The sequence below is a fragment of the Pseudomonas gingeri genome (genome assembly GCF_013385425.1).
Classification (GTDB): domain Bacteria; phylum Pseudomonadota; class Gammaproteobacteria; order Pseudomonadales; family Pseudomonadaceae; genus Aquipseudomonas; species Aquipseudomonas gingeri_D.
Genome location: NZ_JACAQA010000002.1, coordinates 138,219 through 149,282 on the forward strand (window position 1 = coordinate 138,219; position 11,064 = coordinate 149,282).

The 11,064-nt window shown below is 62.1% G+C and carries 15 protein-coding genes; 9 read left to right on the forward strand and 6 right to left on the reverse strand.

Annotated features, from left to right (window positions below):
- Complete coding sequence (gene gorA, locus HX830_RS01145; protein ID WP_177098709.1) at positions 1-1,359, reverse strand: glutathione-disulfide reductase; 1,359 nt, start codon at positions 1,357-1,359, stop codon at positions 1-3.
- 143 nt (positions 1,360-1,502) lie between these two features.
- Positions 1,503-2,342 (reverse strand): UTP--glucose-1-phosphate uridylyltransferase GalU, encoded by an 840-nt coding sequence (galU, locus tag HX830_RS01150; RefSeq protein WP_100943795.1) that lies wholly within the window; start codon positions 2,340-2,342, stop codon positions 1,503-1,505.
- A 277-nt stretch (positions 2,343-2,619) separates the two neighbouring features.
- On the opposite strand from galU, the gene HX830_RS01155 reads away from it, so the two are divergent.
- Together HX830_RS01155 and HX830_RS01160 are read left to right on the forward strand one after the other, a co-directional pair.
- Positions 2,620-2,808 (forward strand): hypothetical protein, encoded by a 189-nt coding sequence (locus HX830_RS01155; RefSeq protein WP_103494657.1) that lies wholly within the window; start codon positions 2,620-2,622, stop codon positions 2,806-2,808.
- A gap of 7 nt (positions 2,809-2,815) precedes the next feature.
- The gene (locus HX830_RS01160) at positions 2,816-3,097 is read left to right on the forward strand and encodes a hypothetical protein (protein ID WP_103494656.1); all 282 of its coding nucleotides are present in this window, start codon (positions 2,816-2,818) and stop codon (positions 3,095-3,097) included.
- Positions 3,098-3,132: 35 nt separating this feature from the next.
- Here the strand turns inward: HX830_RS01160 and HX830_RS01165 are convergent, their stop codons facing one another.
- Positions 3,133-3,489, reverse strand: coding sequence for a hypothetical protein (locus tag HX830_RS01165; protein ID WP_152739384.1), 357 nt, complete (start codon positions 3,487-3,489; stop codon positions 3,133-3,135).
- Positions 3,490-3,698: 209 nt separating this feature from the next.
- Between HX830_RS01165 and HX830_RS01170 the strand changes: the two genes are divergently transcribed.
- From HX830_RS01170 to alkB, 3 genes are read left to right on the forward strand one after another with little or no spacing between them, the layout of a single operon-like run.
- The gene (locus HX830_RS01170; protein WP_100943791.1) at positions 3,699-4,004 is read left to right on the forward strand and encodes a DUF1883 domain-containing protein; all 306 of its coding nucleotides are present in this window, start codon (positions 3,699-3,701) and stop codon (positions 4,002-4,004) included.
- 39 nt (positions 4,005-4,043) lie between these two features.
- Positions 4,044-4,220: a hypothetical protein gene (locus HX830_RS01175; protein WP_177098710.1), complete on the forward strand. Its 177-nt coding sequence runs from the start codon at positions 4,044-4,046 to the stop codon at positions 4,218-4,220.
- A 22-nt stretch (positions 4,221-4,242) separates the two neighbouring features.
- On the forward strand, positions 4,243-4,899 hold the full coding sequence (gene alkB / locus HX830_RS01180) for a DNA oxidative demethylase AlkB (protein WP_177098711.1): 657 nt from the start codon (positions 4,243-4,245) through the stop codon (positions 4,897-4,899).
- A gap of 11 nt (positions 4,900-4,910) precedes the next feature.
- Here alkB and acuI read toward each other — a convergent pair whose 3' ends face one another.
- Genes acuI through HX830_RS01195 form a run of 3 tightly spaced genes read right to left on the reverse strand, consistent with a single transcriptional unit; the run spans position 4,911 to position 7,092 of the window.
- Positions 4,911-5,894 (reverse strand): acrylyl-CoA reductase (NADPH), encoded by a 984-nt coding sequence (gene acuI / locus HX830_RS01185; protein WP_177098712.1) that lies wholly within the window; start codon positions 5,892-5,894, stop codon positions 4,911-4,913.
- A gap of 46 nt (positions 5,895-5,940) precedes the next feature.
- On the reverse strand, positions 5,941-6,576 hold the full coding sequence (acuR, locus tag HX830_RS01190; protein ID WP_177098713.1) for an acrylate utilization transcriptional regulator AcuR: 636 nt from the start codon (positions 6,574-6,576) through the stop codon (positions 5,941-5,943).
- 57 nt (positions 6,577-6,633) lie between these two features.
- Complete coding sequence (locus HX830_RS01195; protein WP_177098714.1) at positions 6,634-7,092, reverse strand: GyrI-like domain-containing protein; 459 nt, start codon at positions 7,090-7,092, stop codon at positions 6,634-6,636.
- Positions 7,093-7,281: 189 nt separating this feature from the next.
- Between HX830_RS01195 and HX830_RS01200 the strand changes: the two genes are divergently transcribed.
- The 4 genes from HX830_RS01200 to modC all read left to right on the forward strand — a co-directional run bounded on the left by HX830_RS01200 (position 7,282) and on the right by modC (position 11,024).
- Entirely contained in the window at positions 7,282-8,346 is a 1,065-nt protein-coding gene (locus HX830_RS01200; protein ID WP_177098715.1) for an NAD(P)H-dependent flavin oxidoreductase, read from the forward strand.
- Between the two features lie 137 nt (positions 8,347-8,483).
- Positions 8,484-9,251 (forward strand): molybdate ABC transporter substrate-binding protein, encoded by a 768-nt coding sequence (gene modA / locus HX830_RS01205; RefSeq protein WP_152739399.1) that lies wholly within the window; start codon positions 8,484-8,486, stop codon positions 9,249-9,251.
- Positions 9,252-9,932, forward strand: a complete 681-nt coding sequence (gene modB / locus HX830_RS01210; protein WP_152739403.1) for a molybdate ABC transporter permease subunit — start codon at positions 9,252-9,254, stop codon at positions 9,930-9,932.
- 3 nt (positions 9,933-9,935) lie between these two features.
- Positions 9,936-11,024, forward strand: coding sequence for a molybdenum ABC transporter ATP-binding protein (gene modC / locus HX830_RS01215; protein WP_152739405.1), 1,089 nt, complete (start codon positions 9,936-9,938; stop codon positions 11,022-11,024).
- Positions 11,025-11,064: the final 40 nt, after the last annotated feature.

Below are 11,064 nucleotides of genomic sequence, written 5' to 3' on the forward strand. Positions count from 1 at the left end.
TCAGCCGGCAACCGGCGTGCGCATGGTGACGAACTCTTCGGCCGCCGTCGGGTGCACGCCGATGGTTTCGTCGAAATGCTGCTTGGTGGCGCCGGCTTTCAAGGCAATGGCCAGCCCCTGGACGATTTCCCCGGCATCCGGCCCAACCATGTGACAACCCAGCACCTTGTCGGTCTTGGCATCCACCACCAGCTTCATCAGGGTCCGTTCCTGGCACTCGGTCAGGGTCAGTTTCATCGGCCGGAAGCGGCTTTCGAAGATCTGCACTTCATGGCCCTGCTCCCGCGCCTGCTCTTCGCTCAGGCCGACGGTGCCGATATTCGGCAGGCTGAACACCGCCGTCGGAATCATCGCGTAGTCCACCGGACGATACTGCTCAGGCTTGAACAGACGACGGGCCACCGCCATGCCTTCGGCCAGGGCCACCGGGGTCAGCTGCACACGACCGATGACATCACCCAGGGCGAGGATCGACGGTTCGTCGGTCTGGTATTGCTCGTCGACCTGGATAAAGCCGTTCTTGTCCAGCTTCACCCCGGTGTTTTCCAGGCCCAGATTGTCCAGCATCGGCCGCCGGCCGGTGGCGTAGAAGATGCAGTCCGCTTCCAGCTCGCGACCGTCCTTGAGGGTAGCCTTGAGGCTACCGTCGACCTGCTTGTCGATCCGCTCGATATCGGCGTTGAAGTTCAGGCCCAGCCCGCGCTTGGTCAACTCTTCCTTCAGATGACGGCGCACCGAACCGTCAAAACCGCGCAGGAACAGGTCACCGCGATACAGCAACTGGGTATCGGCGCCCAGGCCGTGGAAGATCCCGGCGAATTCAACGGCAATGTAGCCGCCGCCGACCACCAGGATGCGCTTGGGCAGTTCCTTGAGGAAAAACGCTTCATTGGAACTGATGGCGTGCTCGCGGCCCGGAATCTCCGGAATCTGCGGCCAGCCGCCAGTGGCGATCAGGATGTGTTTGGCACTGTAGCGTTGGCCGTTGACTTCGACCTGATGCGGGTCCACCAGCTTGCCGTGGCCTTCGAGCAGGGTCACGCCGCTGTTGACCAGCAAACTGCGGTAGATGTCATTGAGGCGGTGAATTTCCTTGTCCTTGTTGGCGATCAGGGTCGCCCAGTCGAAGTCCGCCTCGCCCAGCGACCAGCCAAAGCCCTGGGCCTGTTCGAAGTCCTCGGCGAAATGCGCGCCATACACCAGCAGTTTTTTCGGCACACAGCCGACGTTGACGCAGGTCCCGCCCAGGTAGCGGCTTTCGACCACCGCCACCTTGGCACCAAACCCCGCGGCAAACCGCGCGGCACGCACACCGCCGGAACCGGCGCCAATCACAAACAGGTCAAAATCGTAGGCCATTTCAATCTCCTCGGCAGGCGCACAGCATACCCGCTGTAGCCTTCTGGGTCAGCGTCAGGCCTACATGAGGGCGCACTAACGAAAAAGCCACCCGGGTGGGTGGCTTTCTTTCTACGCAGTGCTTTCTGCAACAGCAGGCTCGATCAGTAAGCCTTGCCGGTCTTGTAGAAGTGCTCAAAGCAGAAGTTGGTCGCTTCGATGTAGCCTTCGGCGCCGCCGCAGTCGAAACGCTTGCCTTTGAACTTATAGGCAATCACGCAGCCGTCCTGGGCCTGTTTCATCAGGGCGTCGGTGATCTGGATCTCGCCACCCTTGCCTGGCTCGGTCTGCTCGATCAGGGCGAAGATGTCCGGGGTCAGGATGTAACGACCGATGATCGCCAGGTTCGACGGCGCATCTTCCGGCTTCGGCTTCTCAACCATGTTGCGTACGCGGTACAGGTCGTCACCGATCAGGTCGCCGGCAATCACGCCGTACTTGTTGGTTTCCTGCGGATCGACTTCCTGGATCGCGACGATGGTGCAGCGATACTGCTTGTACAGCTTGACCATCTGGGTCAGGACGCCGTCGCCTTCGAGGTTGACGCACAGGTCGTCCGCCAGTACCACGGCGAAGGGTTCGTCACCGATCAATGGACGGCCGGTCAGGATCGCGTGACCCAGGCCTTTCATTTCGGTCTGACGGGTGTAGGAGAACGAGCACTCGTCCAGCAGTTTGCGGATACCGACCAGGTACTTTTCCTTGTCGGTGCCCTTGATCTGGTTTTCCAGCTCGTAGCTGATGTCAAAGTGGTCTTCCAGCGCGCGCTTGCCGCGACCGGTGACGATCGAGATCTCGGTCAAGCCGGCATCCAGCGCTTCCTCGACGCCGTACTGGATCAGTGGCTTGTTCACCACCGGCAGCATTTCCTTGGGCATGGCTTTAGTCGCTGGGAGGAAGCGAGTACCGTAACCGGCTGCTGGGAACAAGCATTTCTTGATCATATAAGTCCTTGAAAGGGCGGTGTGTACAAGTTTCGGCGCAGTCTAATCAGGCAGCGGCCACCTTACAATGCCCTGCTGATAGCAGACTGACGTCAATCTAGAGAAACCTGGCGGCAGATAGTTCCGGGATTGTGTCAAATTTTGCTACATCCGGCGCTCACAGGCCCGGTCAAGCCTCGACCTTTACGCTTCGGCCAGCAACTCTAGCCGCTATTGACGGTTTATGCCTTGATCTGAGCTATCATCAGCACCTTTCATCAGCCCATGAGACAGATCGATGTCGGCAGCAAAGAACGTGAACGGTTACCTGATCAATCAAGCAAAAGATGGCCAATGGTGGCTGACCGGTGTCGATGGCGAACCTGTTGCCGGCCCGTTTCCGAGCGAAGCCCTGGCCATTGAAGTGGCCTCGGTGTTCGAAGATACACCCGCCCCCGCCGCCCGGCGTCGTGGCAACAAGGACTGAAGCCGGCATGAACAAATTTCTGGCATTGATCGCTCTACTGGCCCTTGGCGGCTGCGCCACGGCGTCCAAAACCTACCTGAACAACGGCCAGCAGGGCCTGGCTATCGACTGTTCGGGCGAGGCGATGTCCTGGGCCAAGTGCTACGAGAAAGCCGATGCCTCCTGTGCCGGTACCGGCTACACCATCGTCGGCACCGACGGCACCCCGTCGCCCAAGGAAAGCGACAAGACCCTGGGCGTCGACGTGGGCAACTTCAAAAGCCGTACGGTGATCGTCAAGTGCAAATAGCCGCAGGCCCAGTCGGGGCATGCGCGCTGGCAGCTTCAGCCTGAAATGCAATGCTCCGCGGCATTGAGCACAGCCTTGGAGCGCAAGGGAAAATTCGACATGCTCTCGAAGACCTTGATGCTGCTGCCGCTGGAGCGCTCTTCAATAATCAGTACCGCCGACGGATGGGTGGAGAATTGGTCACGCACGACCACCTTGACCCCGTCCTTGTGATACGGTTCGATCAACGAAGGCCCGCGCTCCTTGGTCAGCCGGGTATCGAAGCACTGGGCATAAGCCATGGGCTTCTTGCCTGAGATCACGCTCATTGTCGGCGGTGACTGCTCGATGTCCGATACACTCGCACACCCGCTCATGGCCAGAGCAACCAATGCCCACACACCCCACTTCATAAGCAAATCTCCAGTAAAGACGGTAGGACAGCGTCCGGGCGATTTTTCTCCCGCGTCCAAGGATTTAATCCAACTTTTATGGCGACAAGCCTACACAATCCGTCAAACTGGCGCCCGTGCCGATCGAATAAATCCGCCAGCGCGCTAAAAACGCCCTGCGCCACATGCTATCTTTTTGATTTTGTAGAAAAAGCCTTCTGGAGACGCCCTTGAAATTCATCCACCAGCGCGAGCACCTCAACGAAGACGACATCGTCGTGATCGAATGCTCCCAGACGTGCAACATCCGCCTGATGAACGACGCCAACTTTCGCAGTTTCAAGAATGGCGGCCGACACACCTACCACGGCGGCGCCTTTGATACCTTTCCGGCGAAGATCACCATCCCGAGCACCGGTTTCTGGAACATCACCATTGATACCGTGGTGACCAAGCGCGCCATCAGCGTTACCCGCAAGCCGAACCTGACACACTCGATTCGCATCATCCGACGCTCCAGCTCGAAACTGCGCTGAATCGCCACCGCTGTCCATCTTCTCGTTACTGGAATCGCCGTGAACACCACACCCACCACCAAGTACGTCATCAAATACAAGCTCAACGGTGAGCGTCGCTTCGAATTCGCCCAACTGGAAAACGGCAGCGACGAGCAAGCCCTGGCCGCGCTGAAAGCCATTCATGGTGAAAGTGACGATGTCATCAGCGATGTGAAAGCGAGCAAGGCCCTGTAAACCTCGCCACCCGCAGCCTGCCATGACCCTCGATCTGTTTGCCGACGCCGACCTGCAGCAACCCGAACGCTTCGAAGCCATCGGCGCGCAATCCTGCGTGCTGCGCGGCTTCGCCCTGCCCTGGGTCGAGCGCCTGTTGCCGGCCCTGGCCGAAGTTCTGGTAGAGGCGCCGTTTCGGCAGATGGTCACCCCGGGTGGGTTCACCATGTCCGCCAGCCTGAGCAGTTGTGGCGAACTGGGCTGGACCACCGATCGCGACGGCTACCGCTATACCCGCATCGACCCGCAAAGCGGTCGACCCTGGCCGGAAATGCCCGAGGTGTTCCAGCAACTGGCGGTGGACGCGGCCCGGGCGGCGGGGTTTACCCACTTCAGTCCCGATGCCTGCCTGATCAATCGCTACCTGCCAGGGGCGAAGATGTCCCTGCACCAGGACCGCAACGAGCGCGATTTCAGCGCGCCCGTGGTCTCGGTCTCCCTGGGGCTGCCGGCGATCTTCCTGTTCGGCGGCCACGAACGCAGCGACAAGACCCGGCGCATCCCGTTGTTTCACGGCGATATCGTGGTGTGGGGCGGCGTCGACCGGCTGCGTTTCCATGGTGTCCTGCCGATCAAGGAAGGCCATCACCCACAGTTGGGGGCCGAGCGCATCAACTTCACCTTGCGCAGCGCCGGTTAGCCGCCCGCACCCTAACGGTTGACGTCCACCACCACCCGACCGCGCACCTGCCCGGCGAGCAATCGCGGTGCTAGTTCAAGCGCCTCGCTCAGACTGATTTCCTGGCTGATCAGCGCCAGCAGCCCACGGTCGAGATCTTTTGCCAGGCGCTCCCAGGCGAGGATTCGTTGCACCTTGGGTTGCGTCACGCTGTTGATCCCGGCCAGGGTCACGCCGCGCAGAATAAAGGGAGCCACCGAGGCCGGAAAGTCCATGCCCTGGGCCAGGCCGCAAGCGGCCACCGTGCCGTTGGCGCGGATACCGGCGCAGACGTTGGCCAGGGTGTGGCTGCCCACCGAATCGATGGCGGCCGCCCAGCGCTCTTTCGCCAGTGGTTTGCCCGGCTGCGACAGGGTCTCGCGATCGATGATCTCGGCAGCGCCCAGTTGTTGCAGGTAGGCATGCTCGGCGGTACGTCCGGTCGAGGCCACCACCCGATAGCCCAGCCGCGCGAGCAAGGCCACGGCAAAACTGCCGACGCCGCCGTTGGCCCCGGTCACCAGCACATCGCCCTGATCCGGCGTCAGGCCATTGCGCTCCAGGGCCAGGATGCTGAGCATGGCGGTGAAACCCGCGGTGCCGATGGCCATGGTCTGCGCCGGGGTGAAGCCCGCTGGCATCGGGATCAACCAGTCACCGTTGAGCCGGGCTTTCTGCGCCAGGCCACCCCAATGCCCTTCGCCGACACCCCAGCCATTAAGCAGCACCCCATCGCCGACCCGATAATCGGCGTGGCTGCTCTGCTCCACCGTTCCCACCAGATCGATTCCCGGCACCATCGGAAACTGTCGCACCACCGGGCTTGCGCCGGTGATCGCCAAGGCATCCTTGAAATTCAGGGTGCTGTAGGCCACCCGCACCGTCACATCGCCTTCCGGCAACTGCGCCTCGCTGATGGATGCCAGGTTGGCCCGATAACCGTCCGCGTCCTTTTCGATCAAGATGCCGTTGAACATACTTGCCTCCAATTTAGACCGATCGTCTAGAAATAAACCAAAAAAATCAGCGCGCCAGACTGCGCACAAATCCCTGCATGAAAATTTCCAACGGTACATCGCTGCGCACCAGCCGGGCGCGCAATACCGCACCCTCCCAGCCAATCCAGAAAAAGCTCGCCAAGGCCTCGCAGTCCGCGTCCGCCGCCAACTCGCCCGCGGCTTGCGCCGCTTGCAGACAGCGCGACAGGCGCAACTCCCAACTGCGAAACACAGCGTCCAGTTGCTCGCGGTAACTGTCCGGCAACAGCGTCACTTCCTGGCCAAGATTGCCCACCAGGCAACCGCGACGAAACTCATGCCGGGCCATGCCGGCCTTGGCCTCGTCGACAAAACCGCGCAGGCGCTGCAACGGTGGCAGGGACGCATCCAGCAGCCAGCGGTCGAGCTTGCGGGCAAAATACCCGGCGTAACTCTCAAGCACTGCCTGGCCAAAGGCTTCCTTGCTGTCGAAGTAGTGGTAGAACGACCCCTTGGGCACCCCGACCCGCTTGAGCACGGTGTCGATCCCCGTGGCCATGAAACCTTGTTCGGTGAGGATCTCGGTGCCGCAACGAATCAGCATCTCGCGGGTTTGCAGGTTCTCCCGGGGGATCTTCGGCGGACGGCCAGGCTTGCGCGGTGCAGGGGTTATCGAAGTCATGGGCACAATATAGACCGATCGACTACAAAATACATGCGACCAAAGGCTTAGCCCGGCTCAATCGACGATGCCGATATACACCGCCACGCTGTCGGGCCCGGTATAGGCTTCAAAATCCGTGGCAAAACGGCGCTGCCCGGGATGCTGCTCGAAGTAGGACCAGATCCGCCCCCAGGTGTCGATCACGGTTTGAGGCATGGCGCCACGACCTTCGAAGACCAGGTAAGGACCCGCCTGTACCTGCAACGTCTCGTAGCCGGGTGCAGGCGCGCTGACCGCCACCGCGGCCGTCACATCGAAATAGCCGCTGGCATCGGATTCGTAACCGGAGTAGACGCCATACACCAGCGAGTCCGGCGTCCGGTTACTGATGCGCTGCGCCAGCCCCTCTGCGTAAAAGCCGCCCCACAGACCTCCGATCCTTGCCGTCCGGGCTTGCTGTTCATCCTGATTGCGGGTGCGGACCTGCGGGCCGGACACCTGGAAAGCCGCCACTTCTACGCGTTTCACGTCCATCTGAATTGTGCTCCTGAAGGGGTGTTTTGAAGTGCGACAACTTTAGGTGGATTTTTCGGTGCCGTCACCGGGGCAGCATTTTTTTGCGTGTTCAGACAAGACAGCGACTGGCCTTGCAGACCTTATTCCTGATACAAACCAGTCCTGTTCTCGTCGTTATCCTTTTATCTGCCCCGGAGAAAAGTCGTCATGAGCACCTGGCCTGACACCCGCATTCTTGACCTGTTCGGCATCGAACTTCCGATCATCCAGGGGCCGCTGGCCGGGGCGACCACGTCCGCCATGATGATCGGCGTTGCCCGGGCCGGCGGCCTCGCGTCCCTGCCCTGCGCGATGCTGACCCCGGAGCAGATTCGTCAGGAGGTGCAGCTCTTTCGCAGCGCGACCCAGGCGCCATTGAACATCAACTTCTTCTGCCACCAACCGCCGGCCGCGGACCCGGATCGGGAAAAACGCTGGAAAGAGCGCCTGGCCCCCTACTACCGTGAACTGGGCGTGGATTTCAATGCGCCGACACCGGTGTCCAGCCGTGCCCCCTTCGATGAAACCAGTTGCCAACTGGTGGAAGAGCTGCGCCCGGAGATCGTCAGTTTCCACTTCGGCCTGCCGCCCGAAGCCCTGCTCAACCGGGTGAAAGCCACCGGCGCGACCATCGTCGGTTGCGCCACCACTGTGGATGAGGCGCGCTGGCTGGAAGAGCGCGGCTGCCACGCGATCATCGCCATGGGCAACGAAGCCGGCGGCCATCGCGGTATCTTCCTGAGCAGCGACCTCAACACCCAGGTCGGCACCATCGCCCTGGTGCCACAGATCGCCGATGCGGTGGATGTGCCGGTGATTGCCGCCGGCGGTATCGGCGACGGCCGTGGCATCGCGGCGGCCTTTATGCTCGGGGCCTCGGCGGTACAGTTGGGGACCGCTTACCTGTTCACTCCAGAGGCCAAGGTCTCGGCGTCCCATCACCAGGCACTGCGCACGGCGAAGGAAAGCGAGACGGCGCTGACCAATCTGTTCACCGGCCGGCCGGCACGGGGCATCATGAACCGGGTGATGCGCGAGCTGGGGCCGATCAGCGACATGGCCCCGGCGTTTCCCCTGGCCGGCGGTGCGCTGCTGCCGCTGCGGGCCAAGGGCGAGGCGGACTTCAGCAATCTCTGGTCGGGCCAGGCATTGCGGCTGAGCGTGGAGCTGCCGGCCGAGGCGTTGACCCGGCAGCTGGCGGAACAGGCCCAGGCGATATTGACCAGACGCTGAGCAGGAGCCGGGCCCCTCGCCAGGGCCATCAAATCGCTATATATTTATTTATATAGCGATTTACCCTCTCAGCGCCGCACACTTCCTATAACAAGCGGCGCATTTGCCTGTCCCTTTCCTTTGAACGGAGCCGCTTCATGACCATTCGTGCCTCACGCTTTGCCCCGACTTGCCTGGCCACCCTCCTCGGCGTGCTCGCTTTCAGCTCGGCCCAGGCTGACGAAGTCCAGGTCGCCGTCGCGGCCAACTTCACCGCGCCGATCCAGGCCATCGCCGCCGACTTCGAAAAAGACACCGGCCACAAGCTGGTCGCGGCCTACGGTGCCACCGGCCAGTTCTACACCCAGATCAAGAACGGTGCACCGTTCGAAGTCTTCCTCGCCGCCGACGACAGCACCCCCGCCAAGCTGGAAAAAGAAGGCGATATCGTTGCCGGCTCGCGCTTCACCTATGCCACCGGCACCCTGGCCCTGTGGTCGGCCAAGGACGGTTATGTCGATGCCAAGGGCCAGGTGCTCAAGGACAACCAGTACCAGCACCTGTCCATCGCCGACCCGAAAGCCGCGCCTTACGGCCTGGCCGCCACCCAGGTCCTGGCCAGACTCGGCCTGACCGACAAGGTCAAGGACAAGCTGGTCACCGGCCAGAACATCACCCAGGCCTACCAGTTCGTCTCCACCGGCAATGCCGAGTTGGGTTTTGTCGCCCTGTCGCAAATCTACAAGGACGGCAAGGTCACCAGCGGTTCGGCGTGGATCGTTCCGGCCGACATGCATGAGGCGATCAAGCAGGACGCGGTGATCCTGACCAAGGGCAAGGACAACGCCGCCGCCAAGGCCCTGGTCGAATACCTGAAGGGCCCGAAAGCCGCCGCCATCATCAAGTCCTACGGTTACCAGCTCTAAATGCCGCTCACGAGTGCTGACTTCGCCGCCATCTGGCTGACCCTGAAACTGGCGTCCCTGGTCACGCTTATCCTGCTGGTGATCGGCACTCCGATTGCGCTCTGGCTGGCCCGCACCCGCTCCTGGCTGCGCGGACCGGTCGGCGCGGTGGTGGCGCTGCCGCTGGTGCTGCCGCCGACGGTGATCGGCTTCTACTTGCTGATCGCCTTCGGCCCCCACGGCTATATCGGCCAGTTCACCCAGTCCATCGGACTGGGCACCCTCACCTTCAGCTTCACCGGGTTGGTGATCAGCTCGGTGATCTACTCGATGCCCTTTGTGGTGCAACCACTGCAGAACGCGTTCAGTGCCATCGGCACGCGCCCGCTGGAGGTGGCGGCGACCTTGCGCGCCAACCCCTGGGACACTTTTTTCAGCGTGGTCCTGCCCCTGGCACGACCCGGTTTTATCACCGCCGCGATCCTCGGCTTTGCCCATACCGTCGGCGAGTTCGGCGTGGTGTTGATGATCGGCGGCAATATCCCGGAAAAGACCCGGGTGGTCTCGGTGCAGATCTACGACCATGTCGAGGCCATGGAATACCTCCAGGCCCACTGGCTGGCCGGCGCCATGCTGGTGTTTTCCTTTATCGTGTTGCTGGCGCTTTACTCGAGCCGCAAGACCAAAATGGGCTGGAGTTGAGCCATGGCTTCTTCGATACAGGTTCGCCTGCACCTGGATTATCCGGACTTTGCCCTGGACCTCGACCTGCAACTGCCCGGCCGTGGCGTCACCGCCCTGTACGGGCACTCGGGCTCGGGCAAGACCACCTGCCTGCGCTGCATCGCCGGCCTGGAAAAAGCCCCCGAGGCCCTTATCCGGATCAACGACCAGGTCTGGCAGGACAGCGCCCGTAAACTCTTCGTCCCGCCCCACAAGCGCGCCCTGGGCTATGTGTTCCAGGAAGCCAGCCTGTTTGCACATCTGTCGGTGCGCGCCAACCTGGAGTTCGGCCTGCGCCGCATTCCCCGCGCACAACGCCGGGTCGACATGGCCCACGCCACCCACTTGCTGGGCATCGGGCATCTACTCGACCGCCACCCACAGCACCTGTCCGGCGGCGAGCGCCAGCGCATCGGCATCGCCCGGGCACTGCTCACCAGCCCGCAACTGCTGCTGATGGACGAACCGCTGGCGGCGCTCGACAGCCAGCGCAAGAACGAGATCCTGCCATACCTCGAACGTCTGCATGACGAACTGGATATCCCGGTGCTCTACGTCAGTCACTCCCAGGACGAAGTGGCGCGCCTGGCCGACCATATCGTCCTGCTCAGCGCGGGCAAGGCTCTGGCCAGCGGTCCCATCGGTGAAACCCTGGCCCGGCTCGACCTGCCCATGGCCCTGGGCGATGACGCCGGGGTGGTGATCGAGGGCACGGTCAGCGCCTATGACGACCAGTATCAACTGCTGACCCTGCAATTGCCCGGCAGCCTGCTGAACGTGCGAGTGGCCCACGCACCGCTGGCCCCGGGCAAGCGCCTGCGCGTCAAGATCCAGGCCCGGGACGTCAGCCTCAGCCGGCAACCGGGCGAACACAGCAGCATTCTCAATCTGTTGCCGGTGACCCTCATAGGGGAAATCCCCGCCGACAACAACGCCCATGTGCTGATCCGCCTGGAGGCCGCGGGTACCCCGTTGCTGGCGCGGGTCACCCGTTACTCCCGTGACCAGCTCAAGCTGGCTCCGGGACAGACCCTCTGGGCACAGATCAAGTCGGTGGCGGTGCTCGCCTGACGGCACTCGATTCCCGCAAGACCGTCGCCGCGTTCTACAC

Excerpts from the sequence above, each read along its gene's own strand:
- gorA (WP_177098709.1), bottom strand. The coding sequence starts at position 1,359 with ATGGCCTACGATTTTGACCTGTTTGTGATTGGCGCCGGTTCCGGCGGT.
- galU (WP_100943795.1), bottom strand. The coding sequence starts at position 2,342 with ATGATCAAGAAATGCTTGTTCCCAGCAGCCGGTTACGGTACTCGCTTC.
- HX830_RS01155 (WP_103494657.1), top strand. The coding sequence starts at position 2,620 with ATGTCGGCAGCAAAGAACGTGAACGGTTACCTGATCAATCAAGCAAAA.
- HX830_RS01160 (WP_103494656.1), top strand. The coding sequence starts at position 2,816 with ATGAACAAATTTCTGGCATTGATCGCTCTACTGGCCCTTGGCGGCTGC.
- HX830_RS01165 (WP_152739384.1), bottom strand. The coding sequence starts at position 3,489 with ATGAAGTGGGGTGTGTGGGCATTGGTTGCTCTGGCCATGAGCGGGTGT.
- alkB (WP_177098711.1), top strand. The coding sequence starts at position 4,243 with ATGACCCTCGATCTGTTTGCCGACGCCGACCTGCAGCAACCCGAACGC.
- acuI (WP_177098712.1), bottom strand. The coding sequence starts at position 5,894 with ATGTTCAACGGCATCTTGATCGAAAAGGACGCGGACGGTTATCGGGCC.
- acuR (WP_177098713.1), bottom strand. The coding sequence starts at position 6,576 with ATGACTTCGATAACCCCTGCACCGCGCAAGCCTGGCCGTCCGCCGAAG.
- HX830_RS01195 (WP_177098714.1), bottom strand. The coding sequence starts at position 7,092 with ATGGACGTGAAACGCGTAGAAGTGGCGGCTTTCCAGGTGTCCGGCCCG.
- HX830_RS01200 (WP_177098715.1), top strand. The coding sequence starts at position 7,282 with ATGAGCACCTGGCCTGACACCCGCATTCTTGACCTGTTCGGCATCGAA.
- modA (WP_152739399.1), top strand. The coding sequence starts at position 8,484 with ATGACCATTCGTGCCTCACGCTTTGCCCCGACTTGCCTGGCCACCCTC.
- modB (WP_152739403.1), top strand. The coding sequence starts at position 9,252 with ATGCCGCTCACGAGTGCTGACTTCGCCGCCATCTGGCTGACCCTGAAA.
- modC (WP_152739405.1), top strand. The coding sequence starts at position 9,936 with ATGGCTTCTTCGATACAGGTTCGCCTGCACCTGGATTATCCGGACTTT.